We start from the raw sequence: 16910 nt of genomic DNA, 5'->3' as shown, positions 1-16910 counted from the left end.
TCGTCCGGCCTGCTGTACCAGGGGTGGGGACTCTTGAACGACAACAAGGACAACGTGCGTGACGACGTGCGGGGGCGGGTCGACGCGCTTGTCGCCGCCGGCCGGCCGGCCGAGGCACGGGCCACCGCGCGGACCGCGCTCGGCGCGGAAGGGCCCGACGCCGGGCTCCTCCTCGCGCTGGCCTGTGCTCATCTGGCCGAGGACGACGACGACCACGACGACGCGGCCGAGCGGGTGTTCCGCGAGGGCCTGGACACCTTCCCGGGCGACATAGGTCTGCTCGCCGGGTACGCGGAACTCTGTGCACGCACCGACGCGCTGGACCGGCCGGGGCGACATGCCCGGGGCCCCGTGCTCCTCGCCCGTCTGCGAGAACTCGCGCCGAATTCACCGGAGTTGCTGCGGGCCGAGGCTGCGGGAAGCTCCGTTTCCACGAACACCAAGAACCGTGCCTCGGTGCGCCGGGTTCAGTCGTTCGACGCGGCCCGTGCCTTCGCCGAAGCGCCCACGCCTCAGGCTGCCGCCGCCCAGGCCGCGCAGTGGGCCGCCGCAGCCCCGCGCGACCTACGGCTCGCCGTGCTCGCCGAGACGACCGGCGTCCTCGCCGCCACCGGCCGGACCTGGGCGCGCCTGCTGCTGCGCCGGGGCCTGGAATACCGCTTCGCCGCAGGTGTGGTCCTCACTGGGCTGATCATCCTGCGCATCACCGTCCTGCCGGCGGTGCCATACGGCGTGGCAACCGGAGCGGGGCTGCTGCTGTGCCTGCCGTTCCTCGGTCTCCGCAAACACCTGCGGGCCGCCCGTAAGCGGGCTGCCGAGCGGATGGCCACCGCCGATACCGAGGCCGTACCCGGTGACGAAGCGGGCGCCGGGAGCGACGGTCGCGGGCCGCTGGAGCTGCCGCCCGTGCCGCGCGTCACGCGCCGCGAGTACGCATTCGCCGGAGCCGGACTCGCGCTCCTGCTGGCCGTTGGCGTCACCGCGTACGCCTCCTCCCTCGCCTATCCCCGCTACGACATCGTCGCCCACGACACCTACCGGGGCTTGAAAGGCTTCGACCTGCGCGCGGAGTTCGATCCGTTCGGCGCTGTGCCCGAGGGTGAGCTGAAGGAATCGACGGCCCGCGTGTACGTCGCGGAAGAGGCCGCTGTGGACGCTGCCGCCGAGTACCTGGTGGCCGTCACGACGGGAGACTTCCACGAGATGCGGGAGTCGTACGTGTACGACGGCGGGATCCTCCCCATGGAGACGGAGGGGGACGGCGTCGTCCACGACACCTGGCGGGCCGGGGCCGGCCCGTACGAGGGCTGGATGCGGTGCCTCAGGTACACCGAGGTGGCCACCGGCACGCCGCGGGCGATGTGCGTGTGGGCCGACAAGGGAAGCATGGGCATGGTCCTGTTCACGACTGCGGACAACAACCGCGACGCGGTCGAGGAGACAGCCAGGACCGTTGGCGCTGACTTCCTCCGGCCCGCTGGGGACTGACCCGGCACGACGCGATCGGAGCGCCGAAACTCGCGCTTGTCGGCAGGCGCTTGTGCTCCACCATCGCGACTCTTGGCGGAAGGTTCCCCAGGCACATACAAGTCTTTGTGGTCTCCGTCACTCCGCGTTGGGGGATGTGTCCGCTTTGCTCGCGGCAGTCGGTAGGAGATGTCTGATCCGCGTCCGCAGGCAGGACTCATATGTGCAGGTCAGATGCGTTGACAGGGCGTCATCCAGCCCATTGGATCACTCCACACGAACGTCACGAAAACTTCTTGATCTCCACTTCGCATGCGTCTGAGTTGCATGTCGTGCCGGACCGAGGGTGTTTCGTGTCGGCTGCAGCTACGGGTGGGGATTGAAAGTGAGACTGAGGGGCGCGAAGCGGGCCCATGGAAGAGGGCGTGTACTCGCTCTGACGACGGCCTGGTTGGTCCTGTCGAGCGTCGCATCGACGCTGACCGCTGGCCCTGCTATGGCGGATGACGCTCCGGCAGCTACTCTGACGGAGTCCGAGCAGGCGTTGAAGGCCGCTGCTGCATCCGGTGATCGGGTGGAGGTGCTGGGGGAGCGGACTGAGCGCGAGACCGTGTTCGCGAACCCGGATGGTGCGACGTTCACGCTGGAGAAGTCGATCGTTCCGGTCCGGGTGGACACAGGCAACGGCTGGGCGAAGCCGGACGCGACGCTGGTACGGCGCGAAGACGGTTCGGTCGGCCCGAAGGCTGCCGTGGTGGACCTGTCGTTCTCCGGTGGCGGTGCGGGCGAAGGCCTGGTGACGATCGGGCAGGACGGCCAGTCGGTGTCGATGGGCTGGCCTGGTCAACTGCCGGAGCCCCGGCTCGATGGTGAGCGCGTCGTCTACGAGAACGTCCTGCCGGACGTGAACTTGATCCTGACTGCGACAGTTGAGGGCTTCCGACAGGTACTGGAGGTCGAGACTCCCCAGGCGGCTGCGCTGCCCGAGCTGAAGTCGATCGAGTACGGCCTGAAGGTCGACGGGCTGCGGCTGCGTGAGGGCGCGGTGGGCAGCGTGGAAGCGCTGGACGGCAACGGCCAGGTGGTCTTCCGCTCGCCGACCGCCCAGATGTGGAACTCCGCCGGCGACGACAACGCAGCGGCTACGGCCACAGGAGCGAGCACGCAGAGCGCGGGCTTCCGGGCTCTGTCCGAGGCATCTTCCGAAGACACCTCCGCGCAGGAGACGACGCCGGAGCCTGTGGCTCCTGCGGAGGAGGGTGACCCGCTGGCCGGACCTGGGGCCGGCGACAAGGCCGCAGTCATGGATGTGGAGCTGGCCCAGGACTCACTGACGGTCGTGCCTGACAGCGACCTGATCGCCGCCACCGACGCGGAGGACTTTCCGCTCTACATCGACCCGTCGGTGGAGCTGAACGAGTCGGAGCGCACGGTGCTCTCCTCCGACGGCGACGTCTTCTACAACTTCTCCGGCGGCGACAACGGCATGAGCGTCGGCAAGTGCGGTTCCGCAGTGATCGGCGGCGTGTCGTACTACTGCGGTACGGGCTACGTGAACCGCATGTACTTCGAGTTCACGCCCGGGGCCCTCAAGGGCAAGCATGTCCTGGACGCCACCTTCGCCGTGACCGAGACCTGGTCGTTCTCCTGCAGCGGACGCTGGGTGGACCTGGAGCGCACCAACCCGATCTCCTCGTCGTCCAAGTGGCCGGGCCCTGCCATCCTGGACCAGCTCGGCGACCGCTACGTCTCGGCCGGCCGGGGAACGGCCTGTTCTCCTTCCCAGCCGCGTGCGGTGATCGAGTTCAACGACAACCCGCAGGAGACGGACGAGAACCTGACGTCAACGGTCAGGTCGTTCGCCGATGGCAAGCTGAGCCTGCTGACGCTGATGCTGATGGCGAAGGACGAGACGGACACGGTCTCCTGGAAGCGTTTCGACGACGATGCCGTGATCAGGGTGACGTACGTGAGCAAGCCGGCGACGCCGGCCGAGCACGGCTTTCCCTCGGGCTCCACGCAGATCTGCAGCAAGTCCGAGTCCGCTCCGACCACGATCTCCGATCTCACGCCGATCCTCGTGGCGACGCCCCGCACGGTGTCCGGTGGAGAGAGCGGCGGCATGCTGCGGCTGTACTTCGACGTGGACGGGAAGAACCCGGACGGCACATGGTTCGATGCGCCGCAGCCGACGACGGGTTCCCTGGCACCGACCACGGGCCACCTCTCCTACAGCACGGTGGCGAAGGACTTCCCGAACCAGCCGAAGGAATGGAACGTAGCTCTCAAGGAGGGCACCCTCTACCGCTTCACCGTTAACACCCAGTCCTACCCGAACACGTCATATACCCAGCCGCTCAGCAGCGGCGGCGCCTCCTGGTGCTACTTCAAGGTGGATCCCACCGCTCCCAAGGCTCCGGTCGTGACGTTCAACTCGGTGTATTCCGAGTGCGTCACGGGCGGTTCCTGCGTGCCGGCCGGTGCTCCGGGGCAGGCCGGCTCTTTCACCTTCAGTCCTGCCACGGGTGACTCGAACACCCACTACCAGTACAAGCTTTCGACTGAAACGGTTTGGAGCGGCTGGAAGGCCGCTACCTCAGGGTCGTACACCACCAGCATCACCCCTCCGGTGTCGGGCACCTTCGTCCTGAACGTTCAGGCCAAGGATTCCCTGGGGCGTGTCGGTGAGGCGGCGGTGAAGTTCCTGGTCAGTGAGGGATCAGGACCTGTCGGCCGTTGGGACTTCAACGAGGCGTCCGGAGCGGCTCTGGACACCTCCACCACCAACACCGCGCTGCAGAACAACCTGACCCTCACCGCTTCCGGCGCGACCCGGACCGAGCAAGGGCGGCGAGGAGAACTTACTGCAGCGGACGGTTCCAAGTCGCAGGACAAGGCGTTGTCGCTGACCAGCACCGCCCAGGGAGCGGCATCGACCACGAAGCAGGTCGTCGAGACCCAGGCCTCCTACACCATGACAGCCTGGGCACGACTGGACACCGCCGGTTCGACCTACGCCACGGTCCTGGGGCAGGACAGCGCCACCAGCAGCACGTTCTTCCTGAGTCACTGCGCGGACGTTCAGACCTGGTGCGTCCGGCTAGCCGACAGCAACGGCACACAGCGTGTCAACGCGCTGAAGCCCCCGCAGCCCAAGGCATGGACTCACCTCGGCGTTGTGGTGAACACCGCGACCAAGCAGATCAACTTCTACGTCAATGGCGTCCCGCAGGGAAGCAAGGCCTTCACTACAGGCGTATTGGCTTCGACCGGCGGTCTTCAGGTCGGACGCGCCAAGTACGCGGGCTCCTACGTGGACTACTTCCCCGGGCAGATCGACGAGGTGGCCATGTGGCAGCGGCCGCTGTCGCCAGAGGAGATGGCGGTCGAGGCCGGGGCGAAGGACGCGCAGGACTGGGGCTACGTCGAACTGGTCGCCCAGTACAACCCGGCGGGCGGTACCGGCTCCTCCCTGCAGGACACCAGCGGCTACGGCAGCACGCTGACCATGGCCTCAGGCGCTTCGCTGAACGGTGAGGACATCGTCCTGGACGGAGTGGACGACTCCGCCTCGACGGACCGTCCCCTGGTGGACGACACCGGCTCCTTCACCGTGTCCACTGCCGTGGACCTGGACACGAAGAAGCTGGAGACCATGCCGAACGGGTCCCGCATGCAGGTCCTGGGCCAGCAGACCGGTACGGGATCCTCGTGGGGCATCTGGTTCGAGAAGACCGGAATGCGCGACGCCGAAGTCGATGCCGGCGACGATCCGGTGATCGACGAGGAGACCGGCGAGGTGATCATCAAACAGGTTCCGGTGGGACGCTGGCACTTCGGTCGCCTGACGTCCGACGGAACAGGTGTCTCCGTGCGCAGCGAGGAACTCCTCACCCCCGAGGGCGAAATCCGGCTGACCGGCGTCTTCGACGCCACCTCGCAGACCATCCGGCTTTATGTCGGCGGCGTCCAGGAGAGTGTCCCACTGGCCTATCAGTCCACCGTCGGATCGGGCTTCACCGTCGGCAAGGGCTGGATCAACAGCGCCTGGGGAAGCTACCTGCCCGGTCGGATCAGCGACATCCGCCTGTGGGCTGGAGCCCTGACCAATGAGCAGCAGCTGGAAGCCGTCGTCGGTAGCTGAACCGGCGGGGCCCCACTCGCACACATGCCTGAGCAACGGGGCGGGGCGCGAAAGAGCGCTCTGCCCCGGTCACGGCTGACTGTCCGGGCTTCTGTCCAGGTTTCCCCATTTTCCTCACCTTGATCGAGTGATCAGAAGGAGTCGTTTCGTCGTGTCCAGACGTACGCGTCTACGCAGACGCCAAGGCGCCGTGATCGGCGCGCTGGCGTTCGCCTTGTCGATACCCACGCCCCTGATGCCCTTGGCACAGGCAGCAGAGCTGCCGGGACGTCCAGAAGTGCCCGCGTCCACTCCTGTGAAGGTGTATGCCGTCACTGAGCCGGGCGCAAAGAAGGAACGTGCCACGGTCGCGCGAGAGCGGGCGGCCAACCGCCAGCTGGCAACCCGGGCCGATGCGGAGCGCGCCCGCAGCACCTGGCCGAAGGCACAGACCCTCACGGGCCGACTCGGCTCCGGTTCCGAGCCTGCGAGCGCCGCGTTGGTAGAGGTTCGTGGTACGGAGGGGACAGGGGCAGCACACATGGTGCAGCGCCCCGCAGCCGGTACCTCCACCGTGAAGGTGCTCGACCAGAACACCACACGGGCAGCCGGAATCACCGGCGTGCTGTTCACCGTGGCCGCCCAGCAGCCGGGCGCAGCCGACGTGGAGATCGACTACAGCACCTTCGGCTCAGCGATCGGCGGTGCCTGGGCCACTCGGCTGGGACTCGTGTCGCTGCCGGCGTGCGCGCTGACCACACCTCAGAAGGCGGAGTGCCGAGAGGCCACCCCGGTTCCCTCAGAGAACAACGCCGAGAAGCAGACGGTCACCGCAAGTCTGACGCGGGTCGACACCGCTCCACGGGTGATGGCCTTGGCTGCCACCACGACGGGCGGCTCGGACAAGGGCGCGGGTGACTACAAGGCGACCCCGCTGTCGAGCTCTTCCTCCTGGGAGGCCGGCAGCTCCTCGGGCGCGTTCACTTGGTCCTATCCGATCACCGTTCCCCCGACGGCCGCAGGCCCGACGCCCTCATTGTCACTGTCCTACGACTCGGGCAGCATCGACGGACGCACGGCGAACACCAACAACCAGGGCTCGCTGGTCGGCGAGGGCTTCGATCTGACCTCGTCGTACATCGAGCGCAAGTACGGCTCGTGCGACGACGACGGCCAAACCGACAAGAACGACCAGTGCTGGAAGTACGAGAACGCCTCCCTCGTCCTGAACGGCAAGGCCACCGAACTGGTCAAAGACGACACCAGCGGCAAGTGGCGACTGAAAGACGATGACGCCTCCACGGTCACCCACGCCACCGGCGCCGACAACGGCGACGACGGCGACTCTTCGGTCGACGGCGTCGGCGAGTACTGGGAGGTAGTCACCGGTGACGGCACTACTTACACCTTTGGCCTGAACAAGCTCGCTGGGGCAGGTAGCGAACACGCCAACTCGGTCTGGACGGTCCCGGTCTTCGGCGACGACGCGGGAGAACCCGGCTACTCCGCCGGCACTTCGTTCTCCGGCCGTTCCAAGCAGCAGGCATGGCGCTGGAACCTCGACCTGGTCGAGGACGTCCACGGCAACGCCTCCACCTACTGGTACACGGCCGACACCAACCACTACGCGAAGAACGGCGACAAAACCGCGCTCGCCTCGTACACACGCGGCGGCTACCTCAACGAGATCCGCTACGGCCAGCGCTCCACCATCCTGTTCACCGGAACCGCCTCAGGCAAAGTGACCTTCGGGTACAGGGAACGCTGCAAGGACAGCGGCAGCGGCTGCGGCACCCTGACCGAAGACACCGCCGACAAGTGGCCCGACGTCCCCTTCGACTCGATCTGCTCATCCACAGAGACGGACTGCAAGGCCACCGGGCCGGCATTCTTCACCCGGAAGATCCTCTCGGCCATCCACACCCACGTGTGGTCGACGGCTGCCGAACCCGACGCCTACAAGCCGGTCGACTCCTACACCTTCACCCAGGACATCTTCGACGGTCAGGACATCGGCAACAGCTCCGACCAGGTATGGACCCTGACCGGGCTGAAGCGGACCGGCAAGAACGGCACCGCAATCGACCTGCCGACCATCGGCTTCACCTACCAGCAGCGCGCAAACCGCGTGGACTCCACCAGCGACGACGCCGTGCCGCTGACCCGCCCGCGGATGTCCAACATCACCTCCGAGACCGGCGCGATCACCACCGTCGCATTCTCCGAGCCCGAATGCGTGCGCGGCTCGAAGATGCCCGCAGCCGAGGACAACAACAATCTCTCCTGCTACCCGGTGTACTGGCCGGTCAACGGCGGCGAGCCGGAGCTGGACTGGTTCAACAAGTACCGGGTGATCGCGGTCAACACCGCTGACCCGGCCGGCCGCAACCCCAACGTGGAACACGCCTACACCTACGAGGGCCCGGCCTGGCACTACAACGACGACCCCTTCACCAAGGAGAAGGAACGCACCTGGTCCTCCTGGCGCGGCTACCAGAAGGTCACCGCATACACCGGCTCGGTTGGAGCCACCCGCTCCAAGACCGTCAGCCTGTACATGCAGGGCATGCACGGCGACCGACTCAAAGCGAAGGACGCCAACGGCAATCCCCTGACTCGCAGTGTGACTGTCGCCGGCATCGATCTGGACAATGTCGCGGGTACTAACGGTGACGACCTGACCGTTGGCGACGCCATCGACCGTGAGCAGTATGCGGGCCGACTGCGCCAGCAGATCACCTACGACGGCGCCCTCGCGGTCGGCAACAAGGTCAACGAGTTCTGGTACCAGCAGACCGCCAGCCAGCAGAAGTCGTATGCACACGTCACGGCAGGCTACGTCCGCGATGCGCGGTCGCACTCCAACACTTACCTGACTGCCGCCAAGAAGTGGCGCACCACGGCCGTCAGCCACGCTTACGACAGCTACGGCATGGTCACCCGTATGGACAACCACGGTGACTGGACGACCGCCGGAGACGAGACCTGCACGCGTACCTGGTACGCCCGCAACGACGCCAAGGGCCTTACCGGCCTGGTGTCCCGCACCCGCACCGTGGGCCAAGCCTGCTCAGTCACCGACGACCAGCTGAAGCTGCCCACCGGCATCACCCACAAGTACACGAGCGCCGAGGCCCCGGATCAGCGCGGTGACGTCCTGTCCGACACCGCCACCGTCTACGACAACACCAGTGCCACCGGCTGGACCGCAGACCAGACCCCGACGCTGGGCCTGCCCACCTGGACAGGCCGCGCCAAGGGCTACGCGGCTGCCGCTGCAGGCAGCACCGCCGACCGTGATCCCACCGGCTGGCAGACGCTGACCAAGGTCACCTACGACGGCGCGACCGCCAAGCTCGGCCGCCCCCTCACCTCGACTGACGCCACCGGCAAGGTCACCACCACGGCCTACTTCCCGGCCGCCGCGGGTCCCCTCACCGCTGTGATCGTCACCAAGCCGACGCTCGCCAACGGCCAGGCCCACAAGGCCTACACCTACTACGATCCCGCGCGCGGCTCGGTGACTCATACCTTGGACGCCAACCTCAAGCGGACCGAGTACACCTACGACGCGCTGGGCCGCGTCACTGCGACCTGGGCGCCCAACCGCTCCAAGTCCGGAGGAGCCACCGCCACCGCGACCTTCGCTTACGGCATCAACCAGACCAACGTTCCTTCCTGGACCTCGGTCTCCACCCTCAAGGCAGACGGTCAGACCTACACCACCAGCTACAGCCTGGTGGACTCCCTGCTCCGCCCGCTCCAGTCCCAGTCCCCGGCCCCCAACGGCGGCCGCATCCTGACCGACACCCGCTACAACGACCGCGGCCTCGCCTACGAAACCTTCGCCGACATCTTCGACTCCACCACCGCACCCAACAGCACCTGGACCCGTGCCGAGAACGGTGGCGCACCCCAGGAGACTCAGCTGGAGTTCGACGGCCTCGGCCGCCAGGTGAAGTCCACACTCCTGGTCAAGGGCGTGCAGAAGTTCGCCCCGGTCGTCACCACCTACACCGGCGACTCCGTGGCCACCACGGCCCAGCAGGGCGGTACCGCCACCCGCACCATCACCGACGTCCTGGGCCGCACCACCGAGACCCGCACCTACGCGGGAACCCAGCCCGACGACACCGCCTACGGCGCGACCCTCGGCACCTCCTACACCTCGGTGAAGTACGGCTACGTCCGCGACGGCAAGCAAAAGCAGGTCACCGGACCCGACGGCGCCAACTGGTCGTACACCTACGACCTCTACGGTCGGCAGGACACGACAACCGACCCCGACAAGGGCACTGGCACCACGTCCTACACAGACCTCGACCAGATCCAGACCACCACGGATGCCGAAGGCCGGCTCCTCGTCCACGGCTACGACGAGATCGGCCGCAAGACCGGCCTGTGGCAGAACAGTAAGAGCGACGCCAATCTCCTCGCGGAGTGGACCTACGACTCGCTTCTCAAGGGCCTGCCCGACGCCTCCATCCGCTACACCGGCGGCAAGGGCCAGACCGCCAGCAAGGCGTATACCAAGAAGGTCACCGACTACGACCCCATGAGCCGGCCGACCACGGCCAGCCTGACGCTCCCAGCTGACGACCCCCTCGTCACCTCCGGAGCAGTCAACGCCATCACGACGGCGAAGGTCGACTACCGCCTCGACGGCACGGTCAACAGCGTTATCGAACCTGCAGCTGGCGGCCTCGCAGAGGAGACCATCAGCACCGCTTACAACAACCTCAGCCTGCCCATCGGCCTCTCCGGCGCTTCCGGCTACCTTCTGGCCGCCTCCTACACCGACCTGGGCCAGGTGCAGCAGCTCACCTTGGGCACCTCCACCGCCAGCGGCACCAAGAAGGCCTTCCTCAGCAACTTCTACGAAGAAGGCACAGGCCGTCTGATCGGTGCGGACGTTGACGACCAGACCCGCGGCGCGGTGCGTGACACCGCCTACACCTACGACCCGGCCGGCAACGTCACCTCCATTTTCGACCACGCCGACACCGGCAACGGCGCCGACTTCCAGTGCTTCACCTACGACGGCCAGCGCCGCCTGACCGAAGCCTGGACCGCGAAGACCGCCGACTGCGCCACCTCGGGCCGCACCGTCGCAAACCTCGGCGGAGCCGCCCCCTACTGGGCGTCCTACACCTACAACGCAGCAGGCCAGCGGACCACAGATACGCAGAACACCGCCACCCCTGTCACCCGCACCTACTGCTACGACACCACCCGCACACACGCGCTGAAAGCCACCACGACCGACGGCAACTGCACCGACGAGACCACCCAGTACACCTACGACGACACAGGCAACACCACCACCCGCGTCGAAGCGGTCGGCAGCACCACCCCCCAGTCCCTGACCTGGTCCGCCGAGGGCAAGCTCGCCAAGCTCAGCGAAGGCGCCACTGCAACGGACTACCTCTACGACGCAGACGGACAACTCCTCATCCGCCGAGCCTCCGGCGCCAATGGCGAGACCGTCCTCTACCTCGGTGCCACCGAAGTTCATCTCAAGGGCACCACGAAGTGGGCCAACCGCTACTACACCGCTGCAGGCACCACCATCGCCCTGCGCACCAACGAAACCGGCACCGAGAAACTCCACTTCCTCGCCGCCGACCACCACAACACCGGCAACCTCTCCATCACCGCCGACACCACCCAGACGCTCACCAAGCGCTACACCACCCCTTTCGGCGCCGCCCGAGGCGCCGCCGCCGGCACCTGGCCCGACGACAAAACCTTCCTCGGCAAGCCCACCGACACCGGCACCAACCTCACCCACATCGGCGCCCGCGAATACGACCCCACCCTGGGCCAGTTCATCAGCGTCGACCCCATCCTCTCCCTGGACCAGCACCAGTCACTCAACGGCTACAGCTACGCCAACCAACATCCGTCGACCTCTTCTGACCCAACAGGTCTGCGAGAGGTGTGCGGATCCCTCGCAAACAGTTGCTACCCGGGTGATGGTCCACAACTTGGCGGTGCAGTTCCTGGCGACGTGCAGAGCCCCTCGGAGGGAGACGACTACGTCGGGACGGCTGCCGCTGCCGCTGCACCTGTTGGGCGCTATGGCAACAAGACAACTGTCCACAATCAGGCACAGGCTAGAGCGATCATCGAGATCCAGAAGCAGGCCAAACGGCTCGGCGTGAAGCTGCAGATGGTCACAAACATGCAAATAGATGGAGCAAACAAAGACTGCATGTACCCAGGAAAGAAGCCAGGAGCTGACTGCTCATTTGGGGTACCTGACATTCTCGGATACGATACCAAGCATGGAGTCTGGTATGTGTGGGAAGTGAAGTCGGCTGGCGAGTGGCGTAAAGCCGTCCCCGAAGCCCAGTGGTACGTGGGTCGCATGCGAGCCGAGGGGATGAAAGCGGTTTTGGGTTGGACTATCGGCGGCCCCTACCGAGTGGGGAATGGGTATCAAGTGATCGGACCGCAGGAAGGTGCGGTCATCTATGGGAAGCCTCGAAGCAGGCCATGGAAAAGAGTCCTGACGAACAATCCCATGGGTAGCGCCCCGCTTGCGACTGCGCAACCCGTACCTCAGCCCTCCGCAGGCCCCGGACCAGGTGCTTATCCGGGCACCACCTACCAGCCGGGCCTCGGGACGATCCCCCAGGCATCTAACGGAGGGTTTGACCCCATACTCGTTCCCATGATCGTGATGGGTGCGGGGGCCGTCGTGGTGGGCGGCATCGCTATAGGTCCTGAGGGTGGCGCTGCAGCGGCTACGATTACCGGCATAGCTGCGACGCAGCAGCTTTTCGGACTCGCGGCATGAGTAGTTACATGGAGCGTAATTCGTGAACCTGAAAGCATTCCTTCGAAATTACGCCGCGCCAGTATCCAAGGATCACGGATTGGTGCGCAGTGGTAGCGACTTCAAACTGACCTCAAGCTCCGGAAGCACGGCGATCCTCTTCTTTGAAGAGATTCGCGTCGACTCGCGCAAGGTCGTATTCGGAGTTTCGTACTGCGTCATTCCCGCCGTCTACTGGGACTGGGTCACCAGGTACGATGGCGATACTGCGCGGCCTGCCGGCAGGAGTGGGGCCTTCGTGACTCGATTCATCCTTCCCCCGGAAGGGCTGTCTTATGATCCGGAGGATGATGGCTACTTTCGGAGGATGTGGTCGTATGGGGCCGGCATGGAACAGGAATGTGGATCCGCACTTCGCGAATGCTTGACCGATGAAGTGATTCCAGAGATGGCTCGCATGTTGGACCTCGGTTCGCTCCTTGCTGAGCTGCGTAATCCGACGCGACCGGGAGTATCTTCCCTGTCGCAAGACCTTTGTGAGATCTTTGTTGGCATTGAAACCATGCCATCAGAGAAACTCGATCAGGCGCTTGCAGAGGCGGAACGAAATGGCGCCGCCCGTAGCTTGATTTCCTGGATTCGGCAGCATTCTCAGGCCGGCTCTCAATAGCCCCTGTGGACGCCCTCGGGGATCACTGCACCTGCTGACGGGCACCCCGGACCGCTCCCCAGCGGATCCGGGGTGTGCCCATTCTTGTCGGCTGGCGTCGCGCTCGCTCTGATAGCGCGCGCGTGGAACCCGGCGGTTCCCCCGGGCCGAGGCGCGGGAACCCGTTGCGCGCTGAGGTCCGCTCGCTACGCTGGCAAGCAGCTCGCTGAACGACAGGTAGGGCGTGATCCAGCATCACGCCCTACCTGTGAGTGTGTGGTGTGGGGTCAGCGGTTGGGGAGTGGCTGGGTGAAGCTTCCGATGTCGTCGACCTGGTCGGGTGTGAGTGCCGGTGAGAGTGGCCAGTCGAACTGCTGGGGATTCGGCCACAGTCGCACCAGGCGAGGCCATTCCACTGCACCCGGAAGCGGTCGGATTCGCCGGACACTGTGAACGGTCAGCGATTTCCCCCACTTCCGAGGCTTCGTGGTCACGGAATTGGCCAGGGGCGTGGTCACGAGTCCCATGGGGAACTTGACCACGGTGGAAGCCTGGAATACCCCAGATCAGGTGGTTTGACCTGCGAGTGATCACTCCATCCGAATCGTTCAGGTTCCCCTTGGGCATCCCCGAGCCGGGTTGAGGGTCCTGACCGTCTCGGAGTCGTCACCGTCCCTCGACCGACAGGCCGAGAGGTCGACGGACACTCTGGATGGCAAGGAGAACGTTCACCGTGGTCGACATCGTCGAGATCTACGTCCACTGGTACGCGGGCCGGTCGAAGAACCAGCTCGCGGCCTCGTTGGGGGTGGACCGCAAGACCATCAGGAAGTATCTGGCGCCGGCGGAGGCGTCCGGGATGGCCCCGGGCGGGCCGCCCATGAGCGAGGCGGACTGGGGAAAGCTGATCAAGAGCTGGTTCCCGGAGCTGGCCCGGCGCCGGCTGAACCAGGTCACGTGGGCGGAGATCGAGCCGCACCGCGACCTGGTCAAGGGGCTGCTGGAGACGACCACGGTGACCACGATCCATCAACGCCTCAGAGACGAGGGGAAGTTGGCGGTGTCGTTGTCGACGTTCCGCCGGTGGGTGACCGAGAACCTCCCGGACGAGTCGGCCCGGTCGAAGGTGACGGTGCTGCGGGACGACGTCGAGCCGGGCTCGGAGGCCCAGATCGACTACGGCTTCCTGGGGCAGTGGATCAACCCGTCGACCGGCAAGCGGCACCGGATCTGGGCGTTCGTGATGGTGCTGCCCTGCTCGCGGCACATGTTCGTGCGACCGGTGGTTCACATGGACCAGCACGCCTGGACCCAGGCCCACGTCGAAGCGTTCCGGTTCTTCGGCGGTGTCCCGCGGCGGTTGGTGCCGGACAACCTGCGCACGGCGGTGGAACGGCCGGACCTCTACGATCCGAAGATCAACAAGTCGTATGCCGAGCTCGCGACCTACTACGGCGCCCTGGTCGACCCAGCCCGGGCGGCGAAGCCGAAGGACAAGCCGCGGGTCGAGCGGCCGATGCCGTATGTCCGCGACTCGTTCTGGAGCGGGCGCCCGTTCACCTCGGTCGAGCAGATGCAGGCCGAGGCCCTGACCTGGTCGACCGGGACCGCCGGCCGCCGGCAGTGCCGCCCGCTGGGCGGCGCGAGTCCGCTGTCGGTGTTCGAGGCGGTGGAGGCCGAGGCCCTGCTGCCGTTGCCGGACAAGCCGTTCGTGCTGGCCCGCTGGTCCACCGCCGCGGTCGGCCCTGACATCCACATCAAGGTCGGCCGCACCCTCTACTCGGTCCCCTGGAAGCTGATCGGCCGCAAGGTCGACGTCCGCTCCACCGCAACCATGGTCCAGGTCTTCCACGAGGGCGAGCTGGTCAAGACCCACGCCGCCCTCGAACAGGGCAAGCGCACGGACAGAGGCGACTACCCGCCGGAGAAGATCGCCTTCCAGATGAAGACGCCGATCTGGTGCCGCAGCCAGTCCTCCGAGGTCGGCGACGCCTGCCGGGAGGTGATCGACCAGCTGCTGGAGGTCAACGCGCTCTACCGGCTCCGCGCGGCCCAGGGGATCCTCGGGCTGCGGAAGAAGTACGGCGACCAGCGGCTGGAGGCGGCCTGCACCAAGGCCATCGCGGTCGGTGACCCGTCCTACCGCACTATCAAGGGCATCCTGATCGCGGGCACCGAGACCGACCCCGAGCCGGAGACGGGCGACGCCGGGGCCGCGGCCTTCCTCCACAGCCCCGAGGGCCTGTTCGCCGCGAGCATCCCCTCCCAGATCTCCGGCGAGCTTGAGGGCACCCCGGGCCGCGATGACGCTGACGACGCCGAGGAGGTTGCTCGATGAGCGTGATGGACACCGCCCTGCGCGAGTCGCTCAAGGCCCTGCGACTGTCCGGGATGCTGGAGACCCTGGACGCGCGGCTGATCCAGGCCCACGGTGGTGAGCTCGGCCACCTGGACTTCCTGCAGGTCCTCTGCCAGGACGAGATCACCCGCCGCGAGACCGTCGCCTTCCAACGGCGCCTGCAGAAGGCGAAGTTCGAGCAGCAGGTCACCCTGGAGGAATTCAACTTCACCGCTTCCCCGAAGCTGCCCGCGGCCCAGATCCGCGATCTGGCCGCCCTGCGCTGGCTTCATGCAGGCGAGTCGGTGATCTTGTTCGGGCCGGTGGGCGTCGGCAAGACACACGTCGCCCAGGCCCTGGGCCACCTCGCCGTCCGCCAGGGCGCGAACGTCCGCTTCACAAAGACCAGCCGGGTCCTGGCCGAGCTCGCCGGCGGCCACGCGGACCGCACCTGGGACAAGCGGATGCGAGAGCTGATCCGACCCGATGTCCTGATCCTGGACGACTTCGCCATGCGCCAGCTGAGCGCGGCCCAGGCCGACGACCTCTACGAGCTGGTCTCCGAGCGGCAGGGGCGCTCGCTGATCATCACCAGCAACCGGGCGCCCAGCGACTGGTATCCGCTCTTCCCCAACCCTGTCGTCGCCGAGTCGCTGCTGGACCGATTGATCAACACCAGCCACCAGGTGATCATGAACGGTCCCAGCTACCGCCCGAACAAGCGGCCGAAGAACCCCACCGACAAGTGACCCGTCCGACCGGGCTTGGCCGGTCTGATCAGGCCGGTCGGCGGCCTTCACTCATAGATGCGGGCCGCACTGAGCTGCCAAGCCACAGAGGCCCAGGTCACCGGTTCGATCGGTGGGACGCCCGGGAACGCCGGTGGCCTGCCGAGCATGGCACCGAGCCACGACTCCCACGACTCCAGGAACTGGGCCATCGAGCCGCTCGCCCAGCCGCCGCCGTCACCGGCCCACAGCCCCCGGGCCAGCCGGTCTGCCGTCCAGGCGCGGTCCCGGGCAAAGTCGGCGGCCAGGGCCAGCAGCAGGACTCGTAGCTCTCCAGGCGAAGCGACGGGCGGCTCGTCCCCAAGGGGCGCGGGCCCGGCGAGCCCGGCCAACGGCGCGTCCAGCGCACCGAGCAACTGGTCGGCCAGGCCCGGCCAGCCGGGCTCCGGACCCTCGGCAGGAAGGGCGCCGGCCCAACGGAGCAGGATGTCGTCGATCTCCGGCGCATCGGCGCCGAGGCCCTCGAAGCGCTGGCTGAGGCCCCGAAGCAGAGCACGGAAGTCCTCTCCAGTCTCCACGTTGTTCGTCACCGCGCGAGAGTAGGGCAACGGGCTCCGGCCCGTCGACCGGATATCAGGGCGGCCAGGCGTTAGCGCGGTGCACCTCCCGCCTGCGGCCCGAGGCATCGAGCTGGTGGGGAATTGTTTGGCGTTTGACCTGGGGAATTCGCTGACCGTCGACACCGTTCGACCTGGAGCGTGTGCGGGTTGAAGCAGCTCGCGCCCGCGCCACCCTCGCAGCAGGCACGCGCCCCGAACAGGTTC

At 66.6% G+C, this 16910-nt stretch carries 7 protein-coding genes; 6 read left to right on the top strand and 1 reads right to left on the bottom strand.

Features of this window, described 5'->3' with window-relative positions; genetic code table 11:
* Nucleotides 1-33 precede the first annotated feature (33 nt).
* The 6 genes from ACFC0D_RS28965 to istB all read left to right on the top strand — a co-directional run bounded on the left by ACFC0D_RS28965 (nucleotide 34) and on the right by istB (nucleotide 16107).
* Nucleotides 34-1488, top strand: a complete 1455-nt coding sequence (locus tag ACFC0D_RS28965; protein ID WP_376442012.1) for a hypothetical protein — start codon at nucleotides 34-36, stop codon at nucleotides 1486-1488.
* Nucleotides 1489-2041: 553 nt separating this feature from the next.
* Complete coding sequence (locus tag ACFC0D_RS28960; protein WP_376442010.1) at nucleotides 2042-5611, top strand: LamG domain-containing protein; 3570 nt, start codon at nucleotides 2042-2044, stop codon at nucleotides 5609-5611.
* 190 nt (nucleotides 5612-5801) lie between these two features.
* On the top strand, nucleotides 5802-12392 hold the full coding sequence (locus ACFC0D_RS28955) for an RHS repeat-associated core domain-containing protein (RefSeq protein WP_376442007.1): 6591 nt from the start codon (nucleotides 5802-5804) through the stop codon (nucleotides 12390-12392).
* A 22-nt stretch (nucleotides 12393-12414) separates the two neighbouring features.
* The gene (locus tag ACFC0D_RS28950; protein WP_376442004.1) at nucleotides 12415-13041 is read left to right on the top strand and encodes a hypothetical protein; all 627 of its coding nucleotides are present in this window, start codon (nucleotides 12415-12417) and stop codon (nucleotides 13039-13041) included.
* A 712-nt stretch (nucleotides 13042-13753) separates the two neighbouring features.
* Nucleotides 13754-15358 (top strand): IS21 family transposase, encoded by a 1605-nt coding sequence (istA, locus tag ACFC0D_RS28945; RefSeq protein ID WP_376442066.1) that lies wholly within the window; start codon nucleotides 13754-13756, stop codon nucleotides 15356-15358.
* Complete coding sequence (gene istB / locus ACFC0D_RS28940) at nucleotides 15355-16107, top strand: IS21-like element helper ATPase IstB (RefSeq protein WP_376442001.1); 753 nt, start codon at nucleotides 15355-15357, stop codon at nucleotides 16105-16107. Before istA ends, istB begins: the two co-directional genes overlap by 4 nt.
* A gap of 47 nt (nucleotides 16108-16154) precedes the next feature.
* Here the strand turns inward: istB and ACFC0D_RS28935 are convergent, their stop codons facing one another.
* Nucleotides 16155-16676, bottom strand: coding sequence for a hypothetical protein (locus ACFC0D_RS28935; protein ID WP_376441998.1), 522 nt, complete (start codon nucleotides 16674-16676; stop codon nucleotides 16155-16157).
* Nucleotides 16677-16910 lie beyond the last annotated feature (234 nt).

Source organism: Streptomyces sp. NPDC056222 (assembly GCF_042264065.1).
Classification (GTDB): Bacteria; Actinomycetota; Actinomycetes; order Streptomycetales; family Streptomycetaceae; genus Streptomyces.
The sequence above is the reverse complement of the archived record's forward strand: the minus strand, read 5'-3'. Positions and strand labels throughout refer to the sequence as shown.